Source organism: Burkholderia ubonensis, assembly GCF_902833085.1.
Lineage (GTDB): Bacteria > Pseudomonadota > Gammaproteobacteria > Burkholderiales > Burkholderiaceae > Burkholderia > Burkholderia ubonensis.
In genome coordinates this window covers 513,369-539,282 of the sequence record NZ_CADFEB010000003.1, presented here as the reverse complement: position 1 = coordinate 539,282, position 25,914 = coordinate 513,369, and the positions used below count along the sequence as shown (strand labels likewise).

The following is a 25,914-nucleotide window of genomic DNA, read 5'->3' as shown; positions in this document are numbered from 1 at the left end:
CATGTCGGCAATCGGAATGAACTGCACCTCGAACGTCGGAGTACTGATTGATCGTCATGCGCACCGTTGGCGGAGATGCTCGCGCGCGCCTGCATAAACCGGGGCGACCCTCCGTGGTCGCCGAACCCTTTTCAGTTGGCCCCCTCACTTGTCTTGGAAACATCGTGAAATCACCCGGTCTTGACGCGCGGACTTCAACGCGCCCGTTTCTGACACGCATCGCGCCGCCGCTTCGGCGAGCCCCGATCGCGTTCGCCTGCTGTGCGATTCTCCTCACGGCATGCCACTCGCACGAGGCCCCCGCGCCCGAACTGCAGCCGGTGGTCGCGCTGCCAGTTCATTCGGGCAACGGCGCAGTGCAGCGCGTGCTGCCCGCGCAGGTTCAGGCGCGATATTCGACGCCGTTGTCGTTCCGGGTCGGCGGCAAGATCGTCGAGCGGCGCGTGAGAATCGGCGACGCCGTCAAGGCCGGCCAGGCCCTCGCGATGCTCGACCCCGCCGATCTGCACAACACGTTGCTGAACGCGCGCGCACAGCTCGATGCCGCCGAGCATCGCGTCGCGTACGCAAAGCAACAACTGGATCGCGACCGCGCCCAGGCTCAGGCCGACCTGATCGCGCCCGCACAGCTCGAGACGACGCAGGACGCGTATGCATCGGCGGTCGCACAACGCGATTCCGCGCTCGCACAAATGGCGCTCGCGGAAGATCACGTGCGCTACGCGACGCTAGTCGCGGATCACGACGGCGTCATCACGTCGGAGGATGCCGATACCGGGCAGAACGTCGAGCCCGGCCACGCGGTGTTTCATCTGGACTGGAGCGGCGACCTCGACATCCTCTGCGACGTCTCGGAGCGTGATCTGCCCGATCTGTCGGTCGGCCGCACCGCGCACGTCAGCCTGACGGCGCTGCCGGGCAAGGTGCTCGACGCACGCGTGCGCGAAGTCGCGGCGGCCGCCGATCCGCAGAGCCGCACGTGGCGCGTGAAGCTGACGCTACTTTCGCCGGGTCCGGACGTCCGCTCCGGCATGACCGCCAACATAGCGTTCGACGGCGCCGCCGACACCGCGGCGGACCGTGCGATCACCCTGCCGGCCACCGCACTCTTCCATCGCGGCGAAGCGCCGGCGGTCTGGGTCGTTCGCAAAGGCAGCGACACGCTGGAACTGCGCCCGGTAACGGTCGGACGCTACGACGAGCGCACGGTCACGGTCACGTCCGGCCTCGCGGAAAACGAGCGCGTCGTGATGCAAGGCGCCCATACGGTCAGTACCGGCCAGCACGTGCGCGTGGTGCCGCCGCTGCATGCGGAGGACTTCACGTCATGAATGCTCCAGAACACCAGCCCTCGACGGACAGCGCGCTCGCCGCGCAAATCGGCGCCACGTCGCGCGGCGACGGCCGTTTCAACCTCTCCGCATGGGCACTGAAGCATCAGCAACTGGTGATCTTCCTGATCGGCCTCGCGACGATCTTCGGCGTGATCGGCTATACGCGCCTCGCGCAATCGGAGGATCCGCCGTTCACGTTCCGCACCATGGTGATCCAAACCTATTGGCCGGGCGCCACGGCGCGCGAAGTGCAGGAACAGGTCACGGACCGGATCGGCCGCCAGCTCCAGGCCGCACCTTACGTCGATAACGTCAAGAGCTATTCGCGCCCCGGCGAGTCGATGATCTTCTTTGCGATGAAGGATTCGGCACCGGTCGACCAGGTGCCGGAAACCTGGTATCAGGTGCGCAAGAAGGTCGGTGACATCCGCGCGACGCTGCCGAAGGGCACCGTCGGCCCGTTCTTCAACGACGAATTCGGCGACGTCTATACCAACATCTATGCGCTCGAAGGCGACGGCTATTCGCCCGCGCAACTGCACGACTACGCGGACAAGCTGCGCACCGTGCTGTTGCGCGTGCCGGGCGTCGCGAAGGTCGACTACTTCGGCGACCCCGCCCAGCACGTATTCGTCGAGATCTCGAACGCGCAGCTGACGCGGCTCGCGATCACGCCGCAGCAGCTCGCGCAGGCCATCGACGCGCAAAACGCCGTCGCGCCGGTCGGCACGATCACGACAGCGGACGATCGCGTGTTCGTGCGGCCGAGCGGCGCGCTCAAGGACACGCAGGCGCTCGCCGACATGCTGATTGCGGTGAACGGCCGGACGTTCCGGCTCGGCGACGTCGCGAAGGTCACGCGCGGCTACGACGATCCGCCCGTCACGCAGATGCGTACGAACGGTCACGCGGTGCTCGGCATCGGCGTCACGATGCAAAAATGCGGTGACGTGATCGACCTCGGCAAGGCGCTCGACGCGAAGGCAGCCGAACTGCAGGCCGGTTTGCCTGCCGGCCTAAAACTGGCCGCGGTGTCCAGCATGCCGCATGCCGTGAAGCACTCGGTGGACGACTTCGTCGAAGCGGTCGGCGAAGCCGTCGCGATCGTGCTCGTCGTCAGCCTCGTGTCGCTGGGCCTGCGCACCGGCATGGTCGTCGTCATCACGATTCCGATCGTGCTCGCCGTGACGGCGCTGTGCATGCACGCGTTCGGCATCGGCCTCGACAAGGTGTCGCTCGGCACGCTGGTCCTCGCCCTCGGGCTGCTGGTGGACGATGCGATCATCGCCGTCGAAATGATGGCGGTGAAGCTCGAGCAGGGCTGGAGCCGGACACGCGCCGCGGCATTCGCGTATACGAGCACGGCGTTCCCGATGCTCACGGGGACGCTCGTCACCGTGTCGGGCTTCCTGCCGATCGCGCTCGCGAAATCGAGCACCGGCGAATACACGCGATCGATCTTCGAGGTATCCGCGATCTCGCTGATCGTGTCGTGGTTCGCGGCCGTCGTGCTGGTGCCGCTGCTCGGCTACCACATGCTGCCCGAGCAGCAGCATCACGATGGTCATGCACATGGCCAGGATGTTTACGAGACGGGTTTTTACCGGCGGCTGTCCGGCTGGATCTCCGCTTGCATCGAGCGCCGCTGGGTCGTGCTCGGCGTGACGGCCGTGCTGTTTGCGATCGCGATGGCGGCATTCACGCGTGTGCCGCAGCAGTTTTTCCCGAATTCGGAGCGGCCGGAGCTGCTGGTCGACATGCGCCTGCCGGAAGGCGCTTCGTTCGACGCGACACTGCGCGAGGCGAAGCGGCTCGAGAAGGTGCTCGACGGTCGACCTGAAATCGATCACGTCGTCGATTTCGTCGGCACCGGTGCGCCGCGCTTCTACCTGCCGCTCGACCAGCAGCTCCAGCAGCCGAACTTCGCGCAGTTCGTGATCACGGCCAAGGACGTCGAATCGCGCGACCGCTTGTCGCATTGGCTCGAATCGACGCTTGCAATCCGCTTCCCGACCGTGCGCACGCGCGTCGCGCGCCTCGAAAACGGGCCGCCCGTCGGCTTTCCGATCAAGTTCCGCGTGAGCGGCGACGACATCGCGACCGTTCGCGGCATCGCCGAAAAAGTGGCGGACAAGGTGCGCGCCGACGCCCGCACGCGCAACGTGCAGTTCGACTGGGACGAGCCGGCGGAGCGATCGGTGTCGTTCGAAATCGATCAACTAAAGGCACGCCAGCTCGGCGTGACTTCGGAAGATGTGTCGGGCTTCCTCGCGATGACGCTGTCCGGCTATACGGTCACGCAGTATCGCGAGCGCGACAAGCTGATCGACGTCGACCTGCGTGCGCCGAAGAGCGAACGCGTCGACCCGTCCAGGCTCGCCGGCCTGGCGATCCCGACGCCGCACGGCCCGGTGCCGCTCGGCACGATCGGCCACGTGCGCGACACGCTCGAATACGGCGTGATCTGGGAACGCGACCGCCAGCCGACCGTCACGGTGCAGGCCGACGTCCGTGGCGAAGCGCCGAGCATCGGCGTGACGCGCGACATCGACAGCGCCCTGGCGACGCTGCGTGCCACGCTGCCGGCCGGTTATCGGATCGAGATCGGCGGTGCAGCCGAGGAGAGCATGAAGGGCCAGACGTCGATCAACGCGCAGATGCCGCTCATGATCATCGCGGTGCTGACGCTGCTGATGATCCAGCTGAAGCGCTTCTCGCGCACCTTCATCGTCGTGCTGACGGCCCCGCTCGGCCTGATCGGCGTGGTCGCGGCGCTGCTGCTGTTCGGCAAGCCGTTCGGCTTCGTCGCGCTGCTCGGCGTGATCGCGATGTTCGGGATCATCATGCGCAATTCCGTGATCCTGGTCGATCAGATCGACCAGGACATCGCGGCCGGGCAGCCGCGCTTCGCCGCGATCGTGGGTGCGACCGTGCGCCGCTTCCGGCCGATCATGCTGACCGCCGCCGCCGCCGTGTTCGCGCTGATTCCGCTGTTGCGTTCCGGCTTCTTCGGCCCGATGGCCACCGCGCTGATGGGCGGTATCACGATCGCGACGGTGCTGACCATCTTCTTCCTGCCGGCCCTGTATGCGACGTGCTTCAAGGTGCGCAGCGACGAACGCGAGTCGCGCGCAATGGACGTCACGTCCTCGGAGACATGCTGATGAACTTCCCTCGTATCACATCGGTGCTCGCCGTGAGCGCAGCGCTCGGCCTGAGCGGCTGTGCAATGGCCCCGAGCAGCACGCCGCCCGCGATGCCGTCGCCGGCGCACTACGGCGCGACGCCTCAGGCGCCGCGCACCGCCGAAGCGGCAGGCGTCGCGCAGCAATTCGACGTCGGCGCCGCGCCCGTCCCGCAATGGTGGCGCCTGTATCGCTCCAGCGCGCTCGACGCGCTGGTCGACGAAGGCCTGCGCGCGAACCCGACGCTGGCCGCGACGGAAAAGACGCTCGCCGCCGCGCAGGAGGAACTGCGCGCGCAGATCGGCGCATCGACGCTGCCGTCGATCGACGCGAACGCGCAGGTGGCCCGCACGCGCACGCCGGACATCTCCGGCGCAGGCACGCAAAGCCTGCGCTACAACGTGTTCGTCGGACAACTGCAGGCGCATTACACCTTCGACCTGTTCGGCGCCACGCGATATGCGAACGAGGCGAGCGCCGCGCGCGTCGACGTGCGCGGTTGCGAGCTCGAAGCGGCAAGGCGTGCGCTGGCGGCCAACATCGTCGGCACCGCCATCCGCGCCGCGACGCTCGACCGCCAGATCCTGCTGACGGAGCGCCTGGTCGCCGTCGCCGAGGCATCCGCGCTCGAAGACCAGCAGCGCTACGCGCTCGGCGCGGTGTCCCACGTGCAGGCGCTGGCGTCGACGCAGGGTGCGGCGTCGCTTGCCGCGACGCTGCCGCCGCTGCGCCAGCAACGCGCGAGCGCGGTTCACGCGCTGGCGATCCTGCTGGGCCGCACGCCCGACGCACCGCCGCCGGTCCCCTCCTTCACCGGACTGTCGCTGCCGGAACATGTGCCCGTGGTGGTGCCGTCCGACCTGCTGAAGGCACGCCCGGACATCCGCGCTGCCGCGGCAGCCGTGAAGGCGGCATCGGCGGACGTCGGCGAGGCGACCGCCCAGCTGTTCCCGAGCCTGTCGCTCACCGCGACGATGGGGCGCGGCGGCTTCAGCTGGCCAGCGCTGTTGTCGGGCGCGGGCGGGTTGTGGGCCGTCGGCGCCGGGCTGTCGCAGCCGATCTTCCACGGCGGCGCGCTGCTGGCTCACCGGCGGGCGTCGCGCGATGCGTACGACGCCGCAGTGCTGCAGTACAAGGCGGCGGTGCTGTCCGCATTCGGCGACGTCGCCGATTCGCTCGCCGCGCTGGACAACGATGCGCAAGCGCTGGCCGCGAACGAACTCGCGGCGCGCGCGGCAGGCGAGGCCTTCCACGAAACGGCGCAACGCCGCACGTTGGGTGCCGTACCGATGTCCGCGCAACGGTCGAGCGAGCAGCTCTATCTGAACGCGGAGCTCGATGCGGTGCGTGCCGCGAGCCGCCGGATGACCGATACGGCGGCGCTGCTGCAGGCAATGGGCGAACTGCCGCCCGACACCGGCACCACGGTCGCGGCCCGGCAGTAGCCGCTGCTTGCGTCGACGGACCGGCCTGCACCTTCGGGCCGCACCGGTCCGCAATCTCGAAGCCCGATGCCCGGCGTACCGGTCATCGCGCGGTGCCAGCCTTCGTTATCCGCATGATTGATTCCCGATGAAATCCGACAACCTAGTCGCCTGCCACGAATGCGACCTGCTGCTTCAGCGTCCGCCGCGCCTGCGCGCACTGACGGCGCACTGCCCGAGATGCCGCGCGCGCGTGAGCGGTGCGGCGCACGGCCGCCGCTCCCTCGACCGGATGTGCGCATTGACGGTCGCCGCGCTGGTGACGTGTTGCATCGCGCAGGCCTTCCCGATCGTCGCGCTCGATGCCGCCGGCATCGCGTCGCACGCGACGCTCGGCGACGCGGTGCGCGCGCTATGGTCGAACGGTCAGCCGCTGGTGGCCGCGCTCGTGTTCTGCACGACGATGCTGTTTCCGATGCTGGAGCTGGCCGCATGGCTGTACCTGCTCGTGCCGTTGCGCGCGGGCCGCGTACCGCGCCACTTCGCACAAGTGCTGCGCGGCATTCACCGATTGCGGCCGTGGAGCATGGTCGAGGTGCTGATGCTCGGCGTGCTCATCACGATCGTCAAACTGACGAGCCTCGCACACGTGCTCGCCGGGTCCGCGCTATTCGCGTTCGCCGGGCTTACCGTGATGCTCTGCCTGCTGTCGACGATCGAACCGGCCCGACTGTGGGAAGCACACGACGAACTCGCCGCCCTGCAGCCGGGCGACGCCGACCATACGAAACCGCCCCGCCCCGACATGACGCGACATGCGGCGCCCCGGACAACCGAAAGCAGCGGATCGGCGGGCATGACGGCCCGCGCCGCGGGATGGATCGCCTGTCACCACTGCGCACGCGTGCAGTCGGTCCACGCGTGCGGCCAGCGCTGCACGCGCTGCGGTTCGCCGCTGCACGCACGCCGCCCGCGCAGCGCCGCCCGCACCGGCGCACTCGTCGCCGCCGCCGCCCTGCTCTACATCCCGGCGAACCTGTTGCCCGTCATGCACGCGACCTCGCTCGGCCGAGCCGAGGACGACACGATCCTCGGCGGCGTCGCGTACTTCTGGACGTCCGGCGACTGGGCGCTCGCCGTCATCGTGTTCATCGCGAGTGTGCTCGTGCCGATGCTCAAGCTCGCGATCCTCGCATTTCAGGCGATCGCCGCCCATCGCGGCGTGCAATGGCGGCCGCTCGAACGAGCCCGGCTGCATCGGCTGGTCGAGCGCGTGGGCCGCTGGTCGATGCTCGACGTATTCGTCGTCGCGCTCACGATCGCACTCGTGCATTTCGGCTCGTTCGCCGACATCACGCCCGGCCCCGGCGCGCTCGCGTTCGGCGCCGTGGTCGTGCTGACCATGTGCGCGTCGATGCAGTTCGATCCGCGGCTCATCTGGGACGGTGCGCCGCGCCCGGCCGCCGCCCATCACCAACCCTGAACCGGGTCAAGCGCCCGCTTTCTTGCGAATTCCAAAACGATGTCTCCGTTCGATTTTCCTCCACCCGAGATCCGGCCGCGCAGCCGCTGGATTCCGTCTCTCGTCTGGATCGTGCCGCTCGTGTGCGCGCTGATCGGGCTGTCGCTCGTGATCCGGACCGTCGCCGCCAACGGTCCGACGATCACAGTCACGTTCGCCAATGCCGAGGGCCTTGAAGCCGGCAAGACCAAGGTCCGCTACAAGGACGTCGATATCGGCTCCGTCCAGACCATTACGCTCACCCCCGACTTCAAGCGCGTGGTCGTCGGCATTCAACTGACGCGCGACGCAGCCCGGTTCGCGAATCGCGATACCCGCTTCTGGGTCGTTCGGCCGCGCGTCGGCGCCACCGGGATTTCCGGGCTCGGCACACTGCTCTCCGGCGCATACATCGGCGCGGATCTCGGCCGCTCGCCGCAGAAGCAGACCGACTTCACCGGTCTCGAGACGCCGCCCGCCGTCACCGCGGACCAGCAGGGTCGACACTATCGGCTGCATGGCGACTCGCTCGGCTCGATCGACATCGGCTCGCCGGTGTTCTACCGGCATCTGCAGGTCGGTCAGGTCGTCGGCTTCTCGCTCGACAACGACGGTACCGGGGTCGACGTGCAGGTGTTCGTCAAAGCGCCCTACGACAAGTACGTCGGCACCAATACGCGGTGGTGGCACGCAAGCGGCGTGGATCTGCGGCTCGACTCGAGCGGCCTGAAACTCAACACGCAGTCGCTGGCTACCGTGATCGTCGGCGGTCTCGCGTTTCAGTCTCCGCCCGGACAACAGGACGCGCCCCAGGCAGCCGACAATGCGCCGTTCCGGCTCGCGCCGGACGAGCCCGACGCGATGCGCGACCCGGACGGCACGCCGCTGATGGTCGTCATGCGCTTCGACCAGTCGCTGCGCGGGCTGTCCGTCGGCGCGCCGGTCGACCTGCGCGGCATCGCACTCGGTCAGGTCACGAACATCGGCATCGAGTACAACGAACACTCGCGCAACTTCAGCATGAAGGTCACGATGGCGCTGTATCCGTCGCGACTGAGCCGGCACAGTGATACGGCGCTTCCCGCGCCCGATACGGCCGGCGGCCACGATCTGCTCGAGCACCTGGTGGTCCAGGGGCTGCGCGGGCAGTTGCGCACGGGCAGCCTGCTGACCGGTCAGCTGTACGTGGCGCTCGACATGTTCCCGAAGGCGCCGCGCGCGAGCGTGGACGCTCGCCGCACGCCCGTGGAGCTGCCGACCGTGCCCAACACGCTCGACGAACTGCAGGTGCAGATCGCCGACATCGCGCGCAAGCTCGATCAGGTTCCGTTCGACCGGATCGGCAACAATCTGAACAGCGCGCTGGCGCATGCGAACCAGTTGTTCGGCCACCTCGACGAGCAGGTCGTGCCGCAGGCGCGTGACACGTTGGCGGCCGCGCAACGCACATTCAACGCGGCCGAGTCGACGTTGCGGCAGGATTCGCCGATGCAGTCGGACGTGCATGAGGCGATGCAGTCGCTCACGCATACGCTGCAGTCGTTGAACGCGCTCGCCGACTATCTGGAACGTCATCCCGAATCGCTGCTGTTCGGTAACAAGGGGGACCACCAATGAAAGCGCGTTCTTTTGGCCGGCTCCGCATGTCGGCGCGCATCGCGACGTGCGTCGCACTCGCGGCGCTGAGCGGGTGCGCTTCGCCGCCGGTGCATTTCCATACCCTCGCGGTGGCAGACGATGCGGGTGTTGAGGCCGCCGCCGCGCATCCCCCATGGCTGATCGACATCCAGGCCGTGCACGTCGCGGCGCCGGCGGACGGCAACCGGCTCGTCGTGCAGCGCGACCCCCAGCGGGCCGACATCCTGGAGCAGGAGCGCTGGGCCGCGCCGCTCGGCGACGAAATGCGCGGCGGACTGTCGACACGCGTCGCGTCCGTGCTCGGCACGATCGATGTTCACCGCGTCGCCCACCCGGACGGCACCCCCGTCTACCGGGTCGCGGTGGACATGCAGCATGTCGAGTCGAGGCCGGCGTCGCACGTGCTGCTCGATGCGGCCTGGAGCGTGAGTTCCGGGGCCGGACAGCCGGCACTGACGTGCCGCAGCATCGTTCGGGCCGATACGTCGGCGGGCTACGATGCACTCGTCGATGCGTATCGCCGCGCGCTCGATGCGCTCGCGCTCGGGATCGCCGCGGGCATTCGCACGGCGGCCACGCACGCCGCGCCGCCGGCCGATTGCCGAGCGGGCGCATTCAAGCGCCCGATCGCGTCCTCCGCTGTCAATCGCGGCGCGCCAGACGCGCTCGACGATTGAACCGGCGCCGTGACGACGCGACAGACCGGATCGTCGACACGACGTTTCGCGCGGCGCGATATTGCGCCGCTTCAATCATTTCCACCGCACGGACAGCACAGGATGAAACCCGCCCGCCTCACCCGCATGCAACGCCGGCTCGACACCCGCGAACGGCTCATCGCCGCCGCTCGCGAATGCTTCATCGCGAAGGGCTTCGCCGACACGACCGTCGAGCATATCGTCGAGCGCGCGGGTTTCACGCGCGGCGCGTTCTATGCGAACTTCGGGCACAAGCGCGAGCCGTTGATCGAGATCCTGCGCCGCGACCGCGATCGACTGCTGACGAAGGCGCAGCCGGCGACGCGCACGCGTTGCGGTTCTCGTACGGTCGCTGACTACGCGGACATTGCCGCCGGTTGGGAATGTTTCCCGCTGTGGGTCGAGGTCCATCTGTACGCGCTGCGCGATGCCGGATTCCGGCAGATCGTCGACCGCCTGCATGCCGAACCGGCCGCGCCACCGGATATGGCAGGCGGCTTGGCGGGTGCCGCGGACACGATGCCGTTCTCGACCGAATGGGCGGCCGCGCTCGGCGTTGCGCTGCTGAGCGTCGGCGCGCGATGCGCACGGCGTGGCGATGCGGCGTAGCGGACGGGCCATGCGAGCGCTCGTCGGGGCCGTCGCCGTACCTGATGCCGCCGTGGGTCCAGACGGAATCGGTTCGTCCAAGCCTGGAATCGAGCCGAAGCATGACTTTGCTGCGGCTTACCGCTTTGTCTTCACCTCCTTGAACTCCGCATCTACTACATCGTCCTCTTTTGTCGCGCCATCGGCTTCCTGACCGGTCGGGCCGCCTGAGCCGACGGCCTGCGCGTCGGCATACAGCTTTTCGCCGAGTTTCTGCGAGGCCGTGGCGAGCGCATGCACCCGGGCGTCGATCTCAGCCTTGTCGGATCCCTTGAGCGCCCCCTCGAGCTCCTTGATCGCGGCTTCGATCTTTTCCTTCTCACCCGCCTCCAGCTTGTCGCCGTACTCGGTGAGCGCCTTCTTCGTGCTATGCACCAGCGCATCGCCATGGTTGCGCGCGTCGGCCAGCTCGCGCATCCGGTGATCTTCAGCGGCATGGGCCTCGGCATCCGTCACCATCTTCCGTATTTCCTCCTCGGACAGCCCTGAATTTGCCTTGATGGTGATGCGCCTTTCCTTGCCGGTCGCCTTGTCTTTGGCCGACACGTGCAGGATGCCGTTCGCGTCGATGTCGAACGTTACCTCGATCTGTGGCACGCCGCGTGGCGCGGGTGGAATGCCTTCGAGGCTGAAGTCGCCCAGCAGCTTGTTGCCGGCGACCATCTCACGCTCGCCCTGATAGACCTTGATCGTCACTGCAGGCTGATTGTCGTCGGCGGTGGAAAAAATCTCCGAGAACCTGGTCGGGATGGTGGTGTTTTTTTCGATCATCCTCGTCATCACGCCGCCTTGTGTTTCGATGCCGAGCGACAGCGGGGTGACGTCGAGCAGCAGCACGTCCTTGCGTTCGCCTGTGAGCACCGCGCCCTGGATGGCCGCGCCCACCGCCACGGCTTCGTCCGGGTTGACGTCCTTGCGCGGCTCGCGGCCGAAGAACGCCCTGACCTTGTCCTGCACCCGTGGCATGCGGGTCATCCCGCCCACCAGAATCACGTCATCGATGCGGTCCACTGCCACGCCGGCGTCCTTGACGGCGATGCGGCACGGCTCCATCGTGCGCTCGATCAGATCCTCGACCAGCGCTTCGAGCCTGGCCCGCGTGAGCTTCATCGTGAGATGCCTGGGACCGTTCGCGTCGGCCGTGATATACGGCAGATTGATTTCAGTCTGCTGGGTCGACGAGAGTTCGATCTTGGCCTTCTCCGCGGCCTCCTTCAGGCGCTGCAGTGCGAGCACGTCCTTCGACAGGTCGACGCCTTGCTCCTTCCGGAACTCGCCGATGATGTAGTCGATGATGCGCTGGTCGAAGTCCTCGCCGCCGAGAAACGTGTCGCCGTTGGTCGACAGCACTTCGAACTGCTTCTCGCCCTGCACGTTGGCGATCTCGATGATGGAGATGTCGAAGGTGCCGCCGCCGAGGTCGAACACGGCGATCTTGCGGTCACGGTTTTCCTGCTTGTCCAGGCCGAACGCGAGCGCCGCCGCGGTCGGCTCATTGATGATCCGCTTCACTTCGAGGCCGGCGATGCGACCCGCGTCCTTGGTCGCCTGGCGCTGGCTGTCATTGAAATAGGCGGGCACCGTGATGACGGCTTCCGTGACCGGCTCGCCCAGGTAATCCTCGGCGGTCTTCTTCATCTTGCGCAGCACCTCCGCCGAAACCTGCGGCGGGGCAAGCTTCTTGTCCTGCACCTCGACCCATGCGTCGCCGTTGTCAGCCTTGAAAATTCTGAAAGGCATCAGGCCGATGTCCTTCTGCACTTCCTTCTCTTCGTAGCGGCGGCCGATCAGCCGCTTGACGGCAAACAGCGTGCTCTTTGGATTGGTCACGGCCTGGCGCTTCGCGGGTGCGCCGACGAGCACTTCGTCCGCGTCCATGTACGCGACGATCGACGGCGTGGTGCGCGCACCTTCCGAATTTTCGATTACCTTGACCTGATTGCCTTCCATCAGCGCCACGCACGAGTTCGTGGTGCCGAGGTCGATGCCGATGATCTTGGCCATGGTGTTCACTCGCTCGATCTGGTTCGGAGAAGGTCACGTGAAACCCGCTCCGTTACGCCGACATCCCACCGCGCATCCCGGTCGATACTTGACCGGGTCCCCTGGCCGGAAAGGTCTCCTGCAGCGCCTCGTCGAGCAGTACGTCCGCGCCAGCGAGTTCCGACGCAGGCGCGGGCCAGCGTCTCGTCGACGACCTCATCGACGGCGGGGTCCCCCGATGCGAGATCGCCACGCGCCTGCAGGTAGGCGAGTTCGCGTTCCACGAAGCGCTTGAGCGCCGGCAGCAATGGGCGCACGAGATCGCTGAATAGCGCCAGCCCGGCGCCGGCGGGACCGGCCGCCGCGTCTTTGAGTCGCCGCAACCCGGCGCGGCGCTCCTCGCGGCGCAGTTGTCCTCGTGACGCAGATGGGCGATGTGGCGCTCGAGCTGCCGCTGCAGTTCCGTGAAGGAGAGTTCGAGGGCTTTGCCGAGCTCGGGCGATTCGTCCGAGCAGGCGAGTGTGGCGCTCGGCAATCCGAGCCGGAGCCTTGCCCGGTAGAGACTGCGATGGCCGCTTCGTTCGAGGGTCGCACGCAACCGGACGAGTTCCGCGGGGAAGTGCGACAGGTGCGGCTGAAGGTGTCGGTCGAGGAGATTGCCAATCAGGCCTTTCAGGTCGGGGCGGGCAAGCTCCGAAATGTTCCGGAAACTGATCGCCGTTTTCATGACAGCCCTGCACGTCTTCCACTGGCCGCCGCATCGGAGGCGGCCGTTACTCCCTCAGGGGCGGACGATCGCGGGCGGGACCGCCGGCCCGACGCCTGCGCTACGACGCTCACCACATGCGGTGAGATTTCGCTTCGCACCCCTGACTCTACCCGCTTGCCGTGTTTCCCAGACACGCGTCATCCGACGTCACGGGCATACGCCATTTGCCCTTCATCGCTATCCGGGCTGGCAAAACAAAATATAAAAACAGTTACGAAAAAATCAAGGTCGTCGATGTACTGTTGGGCATCGCGTGCGATTGCAACGACGTCCGCCCGGTGGGCGGACCGAAGCCGCGCACGGTAGTGCATGCGCGTTGGAAGCGCTCCTGCCGGGTCAGTAGATCGGAAATACGAAGTCCGGCGTCGGTGCAAACTGGATTCCGGAATCCGGGCAGGTAATGCGCCCTTTCACCGCGACCCGCTGGTTCAGATACGGCAACAGCAGCAAGTGTTCGGTGGTGTCGGCCCGGCCGAGCAGAATGTCGGTCACGACCTTGTCGCTGCACGGTGACGCGGCCGGACGATCCAGCCGGATCGTCGTATAGTCCCCCGGCGCGAACTGCCCGTTGCCCCGCTGGATCGTGCCGGCGATCCAGATGTCCTGCAGGGCCGGCAGTGCCCGCGGCGCCACCGCAACCACCGCTCCAGAGAAGGCGCCCGCGGCCAGGGCGGCCGCGGCGAGTAGCCCGCGTGAACGTACTTTCATGATGGTGCTCCCATTCCGAGATCGTTGCCGCCGTGCCCGCCCCGCGCCAGCGTGGCGGGAGACGCGAACCTGTGCCGGCCGCACGGCGGAGTGCCGGACCGATCGGTCAGCGGGGCGGCGACGTCGTACTCAGCTTCTCCGACAGCATCCGCTCGTACACGCCAAAGTGCAGATCGACCTCCTTTTGCGTGACGGGGGTGACCGTGATGTTGATCTGGTCAGGCAACAGGCCGAGCACGACCGCAACCGCGGCTTCAAGTTGCGGTGCACAAACCTTGTCCTCCGCCATCGTCGTGCCGACCAGCACGTCGTAGGTCTTTTCTTGCCGGCAGACGACCTCGACGAGTCGCGCCCGCGCGCTCATGTTGTTGTCGATCGCGAGCCTGACGACCTCGGTCACAGTGCGCATCGTCTCGGTCGGAAAGCCCTTCGTCGAGCGCAGCCGGATACGATGCCTGCCCAGCGTAAGCCAGTCCGTGTCGAATTCCATGGCGTCCTCCGCATGCAGTAACGAGCCGCTGCGATGATAGGTTCCAGCACCGAAATTTCAAGTGCAAAAATCCGCCGACGCCCCTTGAAATTTTCCGCAGAGTTCCTATCTTAGGTTTCGCTCAGGCAGACGCGCGAGTCGCTTCATTCCGCGCGCTGCGTGTTTCGATTTGTTTGCCGGCAGTCCGGCAGGCGAACTGGAGCGCGTAGGCCCGTTCGCCTCCCGGCTGCACTCGAGGAGGATACGATCATGAGCGATCTTTACTTCGGAACCGATCTCTTGAGCGAGTTCGACCGCCTGCAGCAGCAGATGGCGCAACTCTTCGGCGGTTTCCCGTCCAGTATCCGCGCCGGCCGGCTCGGCGCGTTTCCTCAGATCAACATCGGCGCGACTGACGAGTCGATCGAGATCGTTGCCTTCGCCCCGGGCATCAACGCCACCGAACTCGACGTAGCGATCGACAAGGGCCTGCTGACCATCAGCGGCGAACGCAAATCGACACAACCCGACACTGGAAGCGACACGCGTACCTATGTGCAGGAGCGCTTCGTCGGCACCTTCCGGCGCGTCATCGAGCTGCCCGACACCGCCGATCCCGACAAGGTCCAGGCGCGCTACGAAAATGGCTGCCTGTCGATCAGTGTCGGCAAGCGCGAGTCGTCCAAGCCACGCGCCATCGCTATCCAGTAACACGAGGAGCCGATCATGAACGACACGACCCAACTGGCTGAACGCGACCGATCCGCAGTAACGCGTCGCGACACGGAACAGGCTACGCGCCGGATCACCCTCACCCCGGCCGTTGACATATACGAGGACAGTCACGGCGTCACCCTGTGGGCAGATCTGCCCGGCGTGACGAAGGACAAGCTGGACGTCAAAGTTCACGACAGCAGCCTCTCGATCGAGGCCGAGGCGGTGGTGCCGACGCCGGCAAACCTGCGACTGCAGCATGCCGAGGTCCGCGAACCGCATTTCGCCCGGACGTTCACGCTGTCACCGGACTTCGATACGTCAAAGATCGAGGCGAGCCTCCAGGACGGCGTGCTCAAGCTGACGATCCCACGCCGCGACGAGGCACGCCCACGGCGCATCGAAGTCAAGTCCAACTGATTCGTCAGCAACGGCAGGTCAGAAGCACAGGCGGCAGCGATCGCGCTGCCGCCGCCGCGAAGCAGGAGCAGGAGCAGGAGCAGGAGCAGGAGCAGGAGCAGAGGCACCGGTGTCTGATGTCATGCAGGAATCCCGAACAGATTGAAGCTGAATCGGAGGACGCTATGAATACCGATTTGAAAAAATGGAACCCCTTCAAGTTCCTTCGCGGAGCTGCCCGCAAGTCCGATGCAGAAGGCCCGGAAAGCCCACAGACAGGCGAACAGTGGCGGGCCTCGTGGCCTGACATTCCGCGACTGCTCTCACGCGAACCGTGGCGTGCAGTGGAGGAGTTCTTTCATGACCCGTTTGCAGGCCGTAGCGCGCTCGAACGATGGTTTGGCGACTTCAGTTCGTCGCGCTTCCAGCCGCGCATCGACGTCGTCGACGAAGGGCCGGTACTGCGCGTGACCGCCGAACTGCCCGGAATGGAGCGCGACGATCTGAAGGTGAGCGTCGAGGATGGGGCGATCGTGCTGCGTGGAGAGAAAAAGCAGGATGTGCGCAGCGAGGAAAACGGCTGCTACCGGCTGGAGCGTGCCCATGGAAGCTTCATGCGCACGATTCCGATGCCGGAAAACGCCGACCCCGATCGCACCTTGGCAAAGTTTGACAACGGTGTGCTCACGTTGACCGTGCCAAAATCGGAGCGATCGCAGACCGTGAGTCGCACGATCGATATCGGCTGACTAGGGCAAACACGCAAAGTGCCATGGTGGCGGGCGGATATCAGACGAACCGGGCCGTTAGCTCAGTTGGTGGAGCAGCCGACATTTTTGTCCGTTGGTCACTGGTTCGAATCCAGTACGGCCCACATGAAACCGGGAATCCGATGCCCCCCGACAAACGCGGCTTGCCATGGGCAACGAACGCAACGAATCCATGGATGACGGTCAGCCAGCCGAGGTGGACGGGTCGTGACGTAAATGCATGGCGCTGGAAACGCTCGACGCATATCGCACTGCGTCGTCCTTTGGACCCGGCTTGATCTCGCACCAGAATTCCTGATGACGGGCGCCGAGACGGCGGGCGGCCTCATAGCGGTGAAAGTGACTGGCGAGCCAGAACCGGCAGCCATCGAAGAAGACCTTCATTGCCGGCCGTGCCGCGCGCATTGAACCGACGCGGATGGCGCTCATGGCGTCCTCCAGCGCTTCGTCGCCGAGTGACGCCTCGCCGAGAAGCTCATCATCAACCGAAAGTTGTAAAAACTTGAGGTAGTCGATTCCGAGCACGCCAGCGGGAAGCCGAATCGACGAGCGGACAGACGAACGGGAATCGCCGGGCATCGTGATGTCTGATTCTGCGGGACAGCAAGACAGTCGAGACACGGGTCTATGTCGCCACCGCCCTAACCTGCCTGGTTGGGCAAGTTCATTCGTCGGCCATGAGATGGCGGATGACCAGCGCCGGGTCTGCGATATCCAGAATCAGCCGGCGAAGTATGCGTCTGCGCATGTGCTCCTCGTCGAGACTCCAGGGCTCGCCCTTTTCGCTCAGATAGCGCGCAAGGGCGTCCTTGTTGTCTGCACCTGCGGGCAGGTTGAGTCGGGCAGCCAGCAGTCCTGCCACGACGTCGTCGAGCTCAATGTCAAGCGGTTTTGCGTCAATGCGAAGTTCGAGTTTCATGTTGGTTTCCGGCAAAAAAGCGGCGCCGCGTTGCGAGGACAGCGCTCGGCGCCGAACGCGTTGCGCCGGCCGCGACTGCTGGCCGGCGCGTGCACGACCCGCTGCCAGGTCAGTACTCGCGTTCCGGTGTGGCAGCCTGAACCGGCTTTTCGTCCTTCGGCGCTTCGGCAACCGTTGCATCCGTCGTCAGGATCAGCCCGGCAATCGATGCGGCGTTCTGCAGCGCCGTATGCGTGACCTTGGTGGGATCGAACACACCCGCCTCGCCGATGGCCGCGTTGTAGCCGAAGTTGTCCTTGCCTTCGAGTACCCGGCCGTAGAGGGGACGAATCTGCATTTCCATCTCCTGAGCGATTAAAGGATCACCAATAAGGGAATCCGGCTGCACACCGGGGCGCGTGGAACGCCGCAGTGCAGCCGAGCCAATGTCTGGCGGATTGCGAAATAGAGGCGCCCATCGCGCGCTTCAAGAGGCCATGAAAATGACTCTTTGTAACAAATTGTTTCGGCGCGGCAGCAGGATGCGATGGCCTGTGGCAACCGCCGCCGGAAATGCCGAAGCGACCCGTCAATGCGATGCACCGAACAATCGAATCACGACGCCGCGCAGCCACCGGTTGCCCGCCTCATGGTGATAGCGCGCATGCCAATGCTGCCGTACCGCAAACCCGTCGACCGGGATCGGGCACGCATGAACCGCCAGATCGCTCGCCTGAGCCAGTGTCTGGCCGATATGACGGGGTAGCGTCGTGATCAGGTCGGTCGTCTGGACGATCGCACCCAAACCCAGAAAACCCGGCAACTCCAGCACCACGTCGCGCTCGATGCGCGCCTGCCGCAGCGCCTGCTCGAGGAGCTGCGCGCCCGTTCCCGCCGTAATGGCGACATGTCCTTCCGAACGATACTGCTTTGCCCCGAGGCGACCGCGAATCCTCGGGTGATGCCGATTGACCAGACATACCCAGTCCTGGTCGTACAGCTTCTGCTGATAAATGCCGCCGCCGAGCCATGGCACATAGCCGATCGCGAGATCGGCTTCGCCGGATTCGAGCGCCCGCTCCGTATTGCCGTCGATCCGTGCGGCTTCCAGCCGGACGCCGGGCGCCTGCGCCCGGACATGAGCCAGCAGCCGCGGAAGCAGCGTGATGTGGCTCGCGTCGGTCATGCAGATGCGAAACCGTCTCTGGGCCGTCGCAGGATCGAACGCGATCTCCCACGCGGTGAAGCGCCGCAGGGATTCGAGAATTTCCCGGCAAGGCCCGATCAGCGCGTCGGCTTGCGGTGTCGGCGCCATGCCGCCGGGCGTGCGGATGAAGAGCGGATCGTGCAGGTATTCCCGCAAGTGCCCGAGCCAGATGCTGACCGTCGGCTGGCTCTGGCCCAGTTGCTCGGCGACGCGCGTGACGCTGCGCACGTCGTACAGGAGATCGAAAAGCTGAAGCAGCTTCAGGTCGGGCAGGTCGGCGGGCATCATGGCATTATTGTCCATAGCAATGATGCCATTGTATCCATTGCATTGTCGGCATGAGCGGCGACTTCTATCGTGAGGCCATACGTCAAGGAGACACCATTGAAAATCGCGATTCTGGGAGCTGGCGCGCTGGGCTGTGCGATCGGCGCCACCCTCACCCAAGGCGGCCATGAGACCTGGCTGATCGACCGCTCGCCCGCGCACGTCGATGCGATGAGCCGCGACGGCCTGCGCGTCGACGACGCCGGCGGCACCCGCCACGTACGCGTTCACGCGACGACTCGGGCCGCCGACGTCGGCGTGGCCGACCTGGTGGTGGTGCTGGTCAAGTCGTTCCACACCGATGCGGCCATCCGCGGCGCCCAATCGCTGGTGGGGCCGGATACCGCCGTGCTGTCGCTGCAGAACGGCCTCGGACACGAGGACATCCTGATCGACGTCGTCGGCCGCGAGCGCGTGCTCGCCGGCAAAACCTACGTCGGCGGCGTGCTGCGCGGCGCGGGTCATATCGAATCCGGCGTGATCGGCAAGACCACCTATATCGGCGAACTCGACGGCCGCATCACACCGCGTATCCAGGCGATCGCCGCCGCATTCAATACCGCCGGCCTCGCCACGACGATCAGCGACAACATCGTCGGCACGATGTGGGACAAGCTGCTGGTGAATGTCGCGACCGGCGCGCTGACGGGTCTTACCGGCCTCACCTACGGGCAGCTTTACGAGGAGCCGCTTCTGAAGGCGACGTCGCTCGCGGCCGTGGCCGAGGCGATCGCGGCGGCGCAGGCGGCGGGCGTGAAGCTGTCGATGACCGATCCCGAACAGGCATGGACGCTCGCCGCCGAGGGGCTGCCCGCGACCTTCAAGACGTCGATGCTGCAAAGCCTGGAGAAGGGCTCGATCACCGAAATCGACTTCATCAACGGTTCGGTCGTGCGCTGGGGGCAGCGCTACGGCGTGCCGACCCCGGTGAATGCAACGCTCGTCGCCTGCATCAAGGGGCTGGAACGCGCGATGGCCGACCGCCAACGGCAGGAGGCCGCCGCATGAATGCCCCGAAAGCCTATCTCGAACATGTTGCGATCTGGGTGAAGGACATCCGCTGGCACATCCGTTTCTTCGAGGACGTGCTCGGCATGACGCTGCGCGAAGTGGACGGCACGCTCGACGCGCCGCGGCAGTACTGGACGCTCGGCGGCCTGCAGTTCATCCACGCGCCGGAATACGAAGGCCCGGAAGGCCGGCTCGCGCATCTCGGCGTGATGTGCGAAGACCTGGAGGCCGCGCTGGCCGCGGCCCAACGATTCGGCGTGACGGAGATGCCGCAAGGGCGCAACTGGCTTCGCCTGCCCGACGGGCTCGCCGTCGAACTGATCCAGGCCAGACCGGCTTCCTGCGTCGCGCAGGCGCTGGCAATCAACCCGCGCGCGGAGGCGTGACCATGACGATCGTCGAAAAATACTGGGACGACGCCCGCGAGGGTGACGTGTGCACGAGTCCGAGCTACATCGTGACCAAGGAGCGCATTCTCGCGTACGCCGACCTCACCGGCGACCATACGCCCGTCCACGTGGACGAGGAATACGCGAACGCGAGCCATTTCGGGTGCCTCGTCGCGCACGGGCTGTTCGGCTTGTCCATCGCCGACGGCCTGAAAACGCAGAGCGACTATCGCTTTCTGCCGGGCATGTCGCTCGGCTGGAGCTGGGATTTTCTGCTGCCGATCAAGGTCGGCGACGTGCTGCACGTGAAGTTCCGCGTCGGCTCGATGCGGGCCAGCAAGAGCCGCCCGGACTGGGGCATCGTCGTGCTGCCGTCGGAGCTGATCAATCAGGACGGTCAGGTCGTTCAACGCGGCGAGCATCGCCTGATGGTGCCGCGCCGCCCGGAGGCACTGTGATGCAGGCTCGCCCACTCGAAGGCATTCGCGTCGTCGACTACAGCCACTTCCTTGCCGGTCCGTATGTCGGGCGCTGTCTCGCGGCGCTCGGCGCCGAAGTCATCAAGGTCGAGCGTCCCGGATCGGGCGACGCCGGACGCCAGCACGCGACCGTGCTCGACGACCAGCAGAGCGGCTACTTCCTGCAGCTCAACATGGGCAAGCGCGGCGTGAGCGTCAACATGAAGGACGCGCGCGGCAAGGCGTTCATGCAGCGGCTGTGCGACTCGGCCGACGTGTTCATCGAGAACTATCGGCCGGGCGCGCTGGACAAGCTCGGGCTCGGCTATGCCGAATTGTCGGCGCGCAATCCGGGCCTCGTCTACTGTTCGATTTCGGCGTACGGGCATACCGGTCCCGATGCGCATCGCGCGGGCTTCGGGCTGATCGCGGAAGCCAAGAGCGGAATCATGCAGATGGTGGGCACGCCGGGCGAGCGGCCGCCGCTGCTGCGCATCTCGCTCGGCGACATGTACACCGGCATTCATGCGGTCGCGGCCATCAACGCCGCGCTGCTGGGGCGCGTGAAGAGCGGCCGCGGTCAGCACGTCGACATGGCGCTGTACGACACGCTCGTGTCGATGCACGAATACGCGGTGCAGTGCTATACGCTGCAGGGCGTGCTGCCCGAGCAGACCGGGCACGACATGCCGACCTCGACGCTCTATGGCGTGTTCCGTGCCGCGGACGGCGATCTCGTGATCGCCGCGCAAGTCGACGACGCGTGGAAGCGCTTTGCCGAGCTGATCGCGACGCACGGCGGCCCGGCGGATTTCGGCGCCGACACACGGTTTCACGACAGCAGCGGCCGCAACGCGCACCGTGCGGAGATTCTGTCGGTGGTCGAGCCGTGGGTGGCCGCGCGTTCCGTCGCGTCGGTACTGGATCTGCTGGACGGCATCGACGTTCCCTGCGCGAAGGTGCAGCGCATCGACGAGGTATTGAACGATCCGCAGATCCAGGCCAGAGGCATGGTCGTCGAGCAACAGCATCCGCGCTACGGGACGCTGCGCCTGCCCAACCTGCCGTTCCGGTTTTCCGATTGCGATACGACGATTCGCGACGTCGCGCCCGATCTCGGGCAGCACAACGCGGAAATCGCGCGTTCCCTCGGGTTCGATTCGGCCGAAATCGACGCGATGCAGGCCGACGGCGTCCTCTATTCAAAAGCGAGCCAATGATGACCGACCAATACGCGGTGATCGGCAATCCGATCGGACACACGAAATCCCCACTGATTCACGGTCTCTTCGCGCAAGAAACGCGGCAGGACATCAGCTATACGGCGATCGAGGGGCCCGTCGAGCCGGCAGGCGCTTTCGCTGCCGTGGTTCGCGCGTTTTTCGAGGGCGGCGGCAAAGGCATCAACGTCACCGCGCCGTTCAAGCTCGACGCGTTCGCGATGTCGGACGAACGCAGCGAGCGTGCGAAGCTCGCGGGCGCGGCCAACGCGCTCAAGTTCGACGGCGGCCGCATCCTGGCCGACAACTTCGACGGCATCGGACTGGTTCGCGATATCGAAGCGAACCTCAATCTTCCGATGGCCGGCAAGCGTGTCCTGGTGCTCGGTGCAGGCGGCGCGGCACGCGGCGCGCTCTTGCCGTTCCTCGAAGCCGCGCCGGCCGAACTGGTCATCGCGAATCGCGACGTCGACAAGGCGCGCGCACTCGCCGCGCAGGTTGCCGGACGCGGTTCGCTCGTTGCCAGCGGCTACGCAGACCTCGCGCGGATGGGGCGTTTCGACCTGGTCGTCAATGCGACGTCGGCCAGCCTGACCGGCGACCTGCCGCCTGTCCCGCCGAGCGTGTTCAGTCCGGCCGGCACGGCCTACGAACTTGCATACGGCAAGCGTCTGACGCCGTTTCTCCGGCTCGCGAAAAATGCCGGGGTGCACGGGATCGCGGATGGCGTCGGCATGCTGGTCGAGCAGGCGGCCGAAGCGTTCGCGTGGTGGCGCGGCGTACGCCCCAAGACCAGTTCGGTGATCGATCGGCTGGCCGTGCCGTTCGATTGAACACACAATGGAGATCCGCATGAAGAAGATCCTGATGCTGCACGGCATCAATCACAACATGTTCGGCAAGCGCAATCCGGCACAGTATGGGACGATCACGCTCGCGCAGATCGATGCGCGGCTGCAAGGGCTCGCGACGGAACTGGGTGTACAGGTGGAGTCGTTCCAGACGAACAGCGAGGGAGCGATGTGCGAGCGCATTCATCGCGCTTTCGAGGAACGCCAGGATGCGGTGCTGATCAACGCGGGGGCATGGACGCATTACAGCTACGGCATTCGCGATGCCCTTGCCATCCTCACGTGCCCGATCGTCGAACTGCACATGTCCAACATTCATGCACGCGAGCCGTTCCGGCATCACTCCGTCCTGGCCGAGATCGTCAGCGGGCAAATTTGCGGCTTCGGTGTTCAAAGCTATCTGCTGGCGCTGAGGGCCGCAGTCTCGGCGCTCGGAGAGGATTAGGCCGATTCCCGCATCACCCGCCTTGCCCGGCACGCATATCAATATCTGGAGACGACGATGACCACGACCTTGCGAGACGAGCCCCGGGGCGGGCACCAGTCGAGAAAAGCCGCCGTCAGCGGCTGGATCGGCTCGGTGCTCGAATACTACGATTTCTTCATCTACGCCACGGCATCGGCGCTGATCTTCCCGCAGATATTCTTTCCGCACGGCAGCCCGACGACTGCCATCATCGCGTCGCTGGCCACTTACGGCGTCGGCTATGTGTCCCGCCCGATCGGCGCGTTCGTGCTGGGTCATCTCGGCGACACGCGCGGACGGAAAACCGTCCTGCTTTTCTGCATGTTCCTGATGGGATTCTCGACCGTCGGAGTCGGCCTGCTGCCGACCTATCAGCAAGCCGGGCTGATCGCGCCTGCATTGCTGGTGACGCTTCGCCTGCTGCAAGGTTTCGCCGTGGCCGGCGAGATTACCGGCGCGAGCTCGATGATCCTGGAGCACGCGCCGTTCGGCCGACGCGGATACTTCGTCAGCTTCACGCTACAGGGCGTGCAGGCCGGGCAAGTACTGGCCGCCGCCGTGTTCCTGCCGCTCGCCTACTACATGCCGTCCGCGCAATTCGATAGCTGGGGCTGGCGCATTCCGTTCCTGCTGAGTGCGCTGGTCATCGTTGCGGGCTGGATCATTCGCCGCGAGGTCGACGAGTCGCCGGCCTTCGACGAAGCGGTACGCAATCGGCCGCAAGCCGGCTCGCCCGTTGCCGACGCTTTCAGGCATCACTTTCCCGACATGGCGCGCGTTGCCTGCATGTCGATGATGAACGTGATTCCGGTCGTCGCCACGATCTTCGGCGCAGCCTATGCGGTCCAGCCGGCGTATCGAATCGGATTCCCGAAAGATGTCTATCTCTGGATCACGGTGGTGGGCAATATCGTTGCGATGATCGTGATTCCGTTCGTCGGCAACCTGTCCGACCGGGTCGGCCGCAGGCCGCCGATCATCGTCGGCTCGCTGGCCGCCGGGCTGCTCGCGTTTGCCTACCTGTATGCGATCAGCATCCGGAACGTGCCGCTTGCATTCGTGATGTCGATGCTCATGTGGGGTGTCGTGTACCAGGGCTACAACGCCGTATTTCCCGCCTTTTACCCGGAACTCTTCCCGACCCGCACGCGCGTCTCGGCGATGGCAATCGCGCAGAACCTCGGTACCGCGGCCACGGCGATGCTGCCCGCGCTGTTCACGGCGGTCGCGCCGCCCGGCGGGCACCACGTCTGGCTGATCGTCGGGACGATCGCGTTCGGCATCACCGTGATTGCGTCGCTCGCAGCCTTGAGCGCACGCGAGACACATCGTGTCCATATGAACGACCTGGGGCGAGCGAACGCTCAACCGGTCGACAACGCAGAATACGACCGACTGCGCGTCGAAGCGATGTCGCGCAGTCGCATCGCGCACGAACACGTGCCAGGATCCGTCGGCAGCTAGCCAGCACGCGACGGGGCGTCGTGTTCGGCGCCCCGTCGCCCAGCCTTTTCAGCTCGCTGCTGCCGCTCTCACCGGACGAGCGACCTTGCGTTACCGCTGCCCTTACTCGATGCCCGATGCCCGATGCCCGATACCGTGTCGAAAACCGTCATGCCGGACACCACGCGCCCCGCTCGCCTGAACTTCGCGCTCATGTTGCCGCTTCTGCTGGCGGCCCAGCCGGTGGCGACCGACAGTTACCTGCCGGCGCTGCCTGAAATCGCCGCAACGCTGGGGTCCGCCAGCGTCAGCCTCACGGTTTTCGCATTGATATTCGGTATCGGGCAATTGCCGATGGGCAGTCTTTCCGACCGATTCGGCCGCCGTCCCGTCTTGCTGACCGGCCTTGCGCTCTATGCGCTGGCAGCGCTGGCAGCGGCGCTGGCTTCAAGCGCAGCAATGCTGGTGGCCGCTCGTGCAATGCAGGGCTTTGCAATGGCCGCGATACTGGTATGCGCACGCGCGACGGTGCGCGACCGGTATTCGGCGGCCGATGGTCCGTACGTGATGGCGCGCGGTTTCATGGGAATGGGGATGATGGCGTTCCTCGCGCCGATTCTCGGTGCGTATGTCACGCAGCAGGCCGGATGGCGATGGGTGCTCGCAGGGATGAGCCTGTATGCGTTCGGGCTGCTCGTCATGTGCTGGTACGGCTTCGAGGAAAGTTTCTCCGGAATCGCGCCGAGCCGGAGCTCGACCCGGGACGTGCGCGAAATATTCGGCAATGCCACGTTCAGGGTATGGGCGCTGCTGGCCGCCTCGACGTACACCGGCATGTTCTGCTTTCTATTGCTTTCTCCCGCAATCTACATCCGGCATCTCGGCCTGTCGCCCCAGCGATATGGCTGGATACCAGCGAGCGGCACGCTCGTCTATGTCCTGAGTACGTATGGCTGCCGCCTGCTGCTGCGACGTCAAAGCATGCTGCGAACGGTGCGACAAGGTGCAACGTTGAGCCTTTCCGGCGCGGTGATTCAGGCATTGGGGTGCGCGCTGCTTCCTGGAAGCATCTGGCCGCTGCTCGTGGGGCATGGCGTGTATTGCCTCGGCCACGGAATCCATCAGCCATGCGGGCAGGCAGGAGCGGTCAGCGGTCTGCCCCACCTTGCAGGCCGCGCGGTATCCTGGTCCGGCTTCATCATGATGTTCTTCGCTTTCAGCGTGGGACAGACGGCGGCGGTGTTTACCGATCCGCGCTATCAACTGGGCGCGTGGCCCATGGTGGTTCCGATGCTCATCGTCGGCGTGACGCTGGTAACGATTGCGTTTGCCTGGCTGCCGAAAATCATCCACGAGACTTTGGTCGCTACAACGGTTCCGGCACGTGCGGCGGATGTTCAATGA

Annotated in this window: 25 protein-coding genes, 1 tRNA gene and 1 pseudogene; 19 read left to right on the top strand and 8 right to left on the bottom strand. The window is 65.8% G+C overall.

What is annotated here, in order from left to right:
• Positions 1 to 164 precede the first annotated feature (164 nt).
• The 7 genes from HWX31_RS09900 (at position 165) to HWX31_RS09870 (ending at position 10,389) form a co-directional block, all read left to right on the top strand.
• Positions 165 to 1,331, top strand: coding sequence for an efflux RND transporter periplasmic adaptor subunit (locus HWX31_RS09900; RefSeq protein WP_059615113.1), 1,167 nt, complete (start codon positions 165 to 167; stop codon positions 1,329 to 1,331).
• Complete coding sequence (locus HWX31_RS09895) at positions 1,328 to 4,498, top strand: efflux RND transporter permease subunit (RefSeq protein ID WP_174958899.1); 3,171 nt, start codon at positions 1,328 to 1,330, stop codon at positions 4,496 to 4,498. The genes HWX31_RS09900 and HWX31_RS09895 overlap by 4 nt, the downstream gene beginning before the upstream one ends.
• Entirely contained in the window at positions 4,498 to 5,964 is a 1,467-nt protein-coding gene (locus HWX31_RS09890; RefSeq protein ID WP_059617937.1) for an efflux transporter outer membrane subunit, read from the top strand. Before HWX31_RS09895 ends, HWX31_RS09890 begins: the two co-directional genes overlap by 1 nt.
• Positions 5,965 to 6,091: 127 nt before the next feature.
• Positions 6,092 to 7,426, top strand: coding sequence for a paraquat-inducible protein A (locus tag HWX31_RS09885; RefSeq protein ID WP_174958896.1), 1,335 nt, complete (start codon positions 6,092 to 6,094; stop codon positions 7,424 to 7,426).
• Between the two features lie 39 nt (positions 7,427 to 7,465).
• Positions 7,466 to 9,061: a PqiB family protein gene (locus HWX31_RS09880; protein ID WP_174958893.1), complete on the top strand. Its 1,596-nt coding sequence runs from the start codon at positions 7,466 to 7,468 to the stop codon at positions 9,059 to 9,061.
• 26 nt (positions 9,062 to 9,087) lie between these two features.
• Positions 9,088 to 9,759, top strand: coding sequence for a PqiC family protein (locus tag HWX31_RS09875; RefSeq protein WP_244143704.1), 672 nt, complete (start codon positions 9,088 to 9,090; stop codon positions 9,757 to 9,759).
• 102 nt (positions 9,760 to 9,861) lie between these two features.
• A complete protein-coding gene (locus HWX31_RS09870; RefSeq protein ID WP_174958886.1) occupies positions 9,862 to 10,389 on the top strand; it encodes a TetR/AcrR family transcriptional regulator in 528 nt (175 codons plus the stop codon).
• Between the two features lie 117 nt (positions 10,390 to 10,506).
• Here the strand turns inward: HWX31_RS09870 and dnaK are convergent, their stop codons facing one another.
• The 4 genes from dnaK to HWX31_RS09850 all read right to left on the bottom strand — a co-directional run bounded on the left by dnaK (position 10,507) and on the right by HWX31_RS09850 (position 14,378).
• Positions 10,507 to 12,432 (bottom strand): molecular chaperone DnaK, encoded by a 1,926-nt coding sequence (gene dnaK / locus HWX31_RS09865; protein WP_174958883.1) that lies wholly within the window; start codon positions 12,430 to 12,432, stop codon positions 10,507 to 10,509.
• Positions 12,433 to 12,484: 52 nt separating this feature from the next.
• The gene (locus HWX31_RS09860) at positions 12,485 to 13,138 is read right to left on the bottom strand and encodes an HPF/RaiA family ribosome-associated protein (protein WP_174958880.1); all 654 of its coding nucleotides are present in this window, start codon (positions 13,136 to 13,138) and stop codon (positions 12,485 to 12,487) included.
• Between the two features lie 378 nt (positions 13,139 to 13,516).
• Positions 13,517 to 13,888 carry a hypothetical protein gene (locus HWX31_RS09855; RefSeq protein ID WP_174958877.1) on the bottom strand — a complete coding sequence of 124 codons (372 nt, stop codon included), beginning with the start codon at positions 13,886 to 13,888 and terminating at the stop codon, positions 13,517 to 13,519.
• A gap of 106 nt (positions 13,889 to 13,994) precedes the next feature.
• Positions 13,995 to 14,378: a hypothetical protein gene (locus HWX31_RS09850; protein WP_059617840.1), complete on the bottom strand. Its 384-nt coding sequence runs from the start codon at positions 14,376 to 14,378 to the stop codon at positions 13,995 to 13,997.
• Positions 14,379 to 14,627: 249 nt separating this feature from the next.
• On the opposite strand from HWX31_RS09850, the gene HWX31_RS09845 reads away from it, so the two are divergent.
• The 4 genes from HWX31_RS09845 (at position 14,628) to HWX31_RS09830 (ending at position 16,344) form a co-directional block, all read left to right on the top strand.
• Positions 14,628 to 15,068 (top strand): Hsp20/alpha crystallin family protein, encoded by a 441-nt coding sequence (locus HWX31_RS09845; protein ID WP_174958874.1) that lies wholly within the window; start codon positions 14,628 to 14,630, stop codon positions 15,066 to 15,068.
• A 15-nt stretch (positions 15,069 to 15,083) separates the two neighbouring features.
• Positions 15,084 to 15,491: an Hsp20/alpha crystallin family protein gene (locus HWX31_RS09840; protein WP_017335032.1), complete on the top strand. Its 408-nt coding sequence runs from the start codon at positions 15,084 to 15,086 to the stop codon at positions 15,489 to 15,491.
• A gap of 164 nt (positions 15,492 to 15,655) precedes the next feature.
• Positions 15,656 to 16,219, top strand: a complete 564-nt coding sequence (locus HWX31_RS09835) for an Hsp20/alpha crystallin family protein (protein WP_059617836.1) — start codon at positions 15,656 to 15,658, stop codon at positions 16,217 to 16,219.
• 51 nt (positions 16,220 to 16,270) lie between these two features.
• A tRNA-OTHER gene (locus tag HWX31_RS09830) sits at positions 16,271 to 16,344 on the top strand.
• 79 nt (positions 16,345 to 16,423) lie between these two features.
• Here the strand turns inward: HWX31_RS09830 and HWX31_RS09825 are convergent.
• From HWX31_RS09825 to HWX31_RS09810, 4 genes and pseudogenes are all read right to left on the bottom strand, one after another.
• Positions 16,424 to 16,819, bottom strand: coding sequence for a hypothetical protein (locus HWX31_RS09825; protein WP_174958871.1), 396 nt, complete (start codon positions 16,817 to 16,819; stop codon positions 16,424 to 16,426).
• A gap of 85 nt (positions 16,820 to 16,904) precedes the next feature.
• Positions 16,905 to 17,159 carry a hypothetical protein gene (locus HWX31_RS09820; RefSeq protein WP_059615134.1) on the bottom strand — a complete coding sequence of 85 codons (255 nt, stop codon included), beginning with the start codon at positions 17,157 to 17,159 and terminating at the stop codon, positions 16,905 to 16,907.
• 109 nt (positions 17,160 to 17,268) lie between these two features.
• Positions 17,269 to 17,472 (bottom strand): annotated as a pseudogene (locus tag HWX31_RS09815) (TCP-1/cpn60 chaperonin family protein); the annotation flags it as partial.
• Between the two features lie 255 nt (positions 17,473 to 17,727).
• The gene (locus tag HWX31_RS09810; protein ID WP_059615138.1) at positions 17,728 to 18,648 is read right to left on the bottom strand and encodes a LysR family transcriptional regulator; all 921 of its coding nucleotides are present in this window, start codon (positions 18,646 to 18,648) and stop codon (positions 17,728 to 17,730) included.
• 81 nt (positions 18,649 to 18,729) lie between these two features.
• Between HWX31_RS09810 and HWX31_RS09805 the strand changes: the two genes are divergently transcribed.
• From HWX31_RS09805 to HWX31_RS09770, 8 genes are all read left to right on the top strand, one after another.
• Positions 18,730 to 19,680 (top strand): ketopantoate reductase family protein, encoded by a 951-nt coding sequence (locus HWX31_RS09805; RefSeq protein WP_059615140.1) that lies wholly within the window; start codon positions 18,730 to 18,732, stop codon positions 19,678 to 19,680.
• Complete coding sequence (locus tag HWX31_RS09800; protein ID WP_059615142.1) at positions 19,677 to 20,069, top strand: VOC family protein; 393 nt, start codon at positions 19,677 to 19,679, stop codon at positions 20,067 to 20,069. Before HWX31_RS09805 ends, HWX31_RS09800 begins: the two co-directional genes overlap by 4 nt.
• A 2-nt stretch (positions 20,070 to 20,071) precedes the next feature.
• Positions 20,072 to 20,530, top strand: coding sequence for a MaoC family dehydratase (locus tag HWX31_RS09795; RefSeq protein ID WP_059631972.1), 459 nt, complete (start codon positions 20,072 to 20,074; stop codon positions 20,528 to 20,530).
• Positions 20,530 to 21,750, top strand: a complete 1,221-nt coding sequence (locus tag HWX31_RS09790; RefSeq protein WP_174958867.1) for a CaiB/BaiF CoA transferase family protein — start codon at positions 20,530 to 20,532, stop codon at positions 21,748 to 21,750. Before HWX31_RS09795 ends, HWX31_RS09790 begins: the two co-directional genes overlap by 1 nt.
• Positions 21,750 to 22,583: a shikimate dehydrogenase gene (aroE, locus tag HWX31_RS09785; RefSeq protein ID WP_174958864.1), complete on the top strand. Its 834-nt coding sequence runs from the start codon at positions 21,750 to 21,752 to the stop codon at positions 22,581 to 22,583. The genes HWX31_RS09790 and aroE overlap by 1 nt, the downstream gene beginning before the upstream one ends.
• Before the next feature lie 19 nt (positions 22,584 to 22,602).
• The gene (aroQ, locus tag HWX31_RS09780; RefSeq protein WP_174958861.1) at positions 22,603 to 23,046 is read left to right on the top strand and encodes a type II 3-dehydroquinate dehydratase; all 444 of its coding nucleotides are present in this window, start codon (positions 22,603 to 22,605) and stop codon (positions 23,044 to 23,046) included.
• A 57-nt stretch (positions 23,047 to 23,103) separates the two neighbouring features.
• Positions 23,104 to 24,531 (top strand): MFS transporter, encoded by a 1,428-nt coding sequence (locus HWX31_RS09775; RefSeq protein WP_174958858.1) that lies wholly within the window; start codon positions 23,104 to 23,106, stop codon positions 24,529 to 24,531.
• Positions 24,532 to 24,681: 150 nt separating this feature from the next.
• Positions 24,682 to 25,914, top strand: a complete 1,233-nt coding sequence (locus tag HWX31_RS09770) for an MFS transporter (protein WP_174959053.1) — start codon at positions 24,682 to 24,684, stop codon at positions 25,912 to 25,914.

What these genes read in the sequence shown, in the direction of transcription:
- HWX31_RS09790 (WP_174958867.1), top strand. Translation starts at nt 20,530, where the DNA reads ATGCAGGCTCGCCCACTCGAAGGCATTCGCGTCGTCGACTACAGCCAC.
- HWX31_RS09800 (WP_059615142.1), top strand. Translation starts at nt 19,677, where the DNA reads ATGAATGCCCCGAAAGCCTATCTCGAACATGTTGCGATCTGGGTGAAG.
- HWX31_RS09890 (WP_059617937.1), top strand. Translation starts at nt 4,498, where the DNA reads ATGAACTTCCCTCGTATCACATCGGTGCTCGCCGTGAGCGCAGCGCTC.
- HWX31_RS09875 (WP_244143704.1), top strand. Translation starts at nt 9,088, where the DNA reads ATGTCGGCGCGCATCGCGACGTGCGTCGCACTCGCGGCGCTGAGCGGG.
- HWX31_RS09880 (WP_174958893.1), top strand. Translation starts at nt 7,466, where the DNA reads ATGTCTCCGTTCGATTTTCCTCCACCCGAGATCCGGCCGCGCAGCCGC.
- aroE (WP_174958864.1), top strand. Translation starts at nt 21,750, where the DNA reads ATGACCGACCAATACGCGGTGATCGGCAATCCGATCGGACACACGAAA.
- HWX31_RS09845 (WP_174958874.1), top strand. Translation starts at nt 14,628, where the DNA reads ATGAGCGATCTTTACTTCGGAACCGATCTCTTGAGCGAGTTCGACCGC.
- HWX31_RS09870 (WP_174958886.1), top strand. Translation starts at nt 9,862, where the DNA reads ATGAAACCCGCCCGCCTCACCCGCATGCAACGCCGGCTCGACACCCGC.
- HWX31_RS09860 (WP_174958880.1), bottom strand. Translation starts at nt 13,138, where the DNA reads ATGAAAACGGCGATCAGTTTCCGGAACATTTCGGAGCTTGCCCGCCCC.
- HWX31_RS09840 (WP_017335032.1), top strand. Translation starts at nt 15,084, where the DNA reads ATGAACGACACGACCCAACTGGCTGAACGCGACCGATCCGCAGTAACG.
- aroQ (WP_174958861.1), top strand. Translation starts at nt 22,603, where the DNA reads ATGAAGAAGATCCTGATGCTGCACGGCATCAATCACAACATGTTCGGC.
- HWX31_RS09770 (WP_174959053.1), top strand. Translation starts at nt 24,682, where the DNA reads ATGCCGGACACCACGCGCCCCGCTCGCCTGAACTTCGCGCTCATGTTG.
- HWX31_RS09825 (WP_174958871.1), bottom strand. Translation starts at nt 16,819, where the DNA reads ATGCCCGGCGATTCCCGTTCGTCTGTCCGCTCGTCGATTCGGCTTCCC.
- HWX31_RS09795 (WP_059631972.1), top strand. Translation starts at nt 20,072, where the DNA reads ATGACGATCGTCGAAAAATACTGGGACGACGCCCGCGAGGGTGACGTG.
- HWX31_RS09855 (WP_174958877.1), bottom strand. Translation starts at nt 13,888, where the DNA reads ATGAAAGTACGTTCACGCGGGCTACTCGCCGCGGCCGCCCTGGCCGCG.
- HWX31_RS09810 (WP_059615138.1), bottom strand. Translation starts at nt 18,648, where the DNA reads ATGGACAATAATGCCATGATGCCCGCCGACCTGCCCGACCTGAAGCTG.
- HWX31_RS09895 (WP_174958899.1), top strand. Translation starts at nt 1,328, where the DNA reads ATGAATGCTCCAGAACACCAGCCCTCGACGGACAGCGCGCTCGCCGCG.
- HWX31_RS09850 (WP_059617840.1), bottom strand. Translation starts at nt 14,378, where the DNA reads ATGGAATTCGACACGGACTGGCTTACGCTGGGCAGGCATCGTATCCGG.
- HWX31_RS09820 (WP_059615134.1), bottom strand. Translation starts at nt 17,159, where the DNA reads ATGAAACTCGAACTTCGCATTGACGCAAAACCGCTTGACATTGAGCTC.
- HWX31_RS09885 (WP_174958896.1), top strand. Translation starts at nt 6,092, where the DNA reads ATGAAATCCGACAACCTAGTCGCCTGCCACGAATGCGACCTGCTGCTT.
- dnaK (WP_174958883.1), bottom strand. Translation starts at nt 12,432, where the DNA reads ATGGCCAAGATCATCGGCATCGACCTCGGCACCACGAACTCGTGCGTG.
- HWX31_RS09775 (WP_174958858.1), top strand. Translation starts at nt 23,104, where the DNA reads ATGACCACGACCTTGCGAGACGAGCCCCGGGGCGGGCACCAGTCGAGA.
- HWX31_RS09835 (WP_059617836.1), top strand. Translation starts at nt 15,656, where the DNA reads ATGAATACCGATTTGAAAAAATGGAACCCCTTCAAGTTCCTTCGCGGA.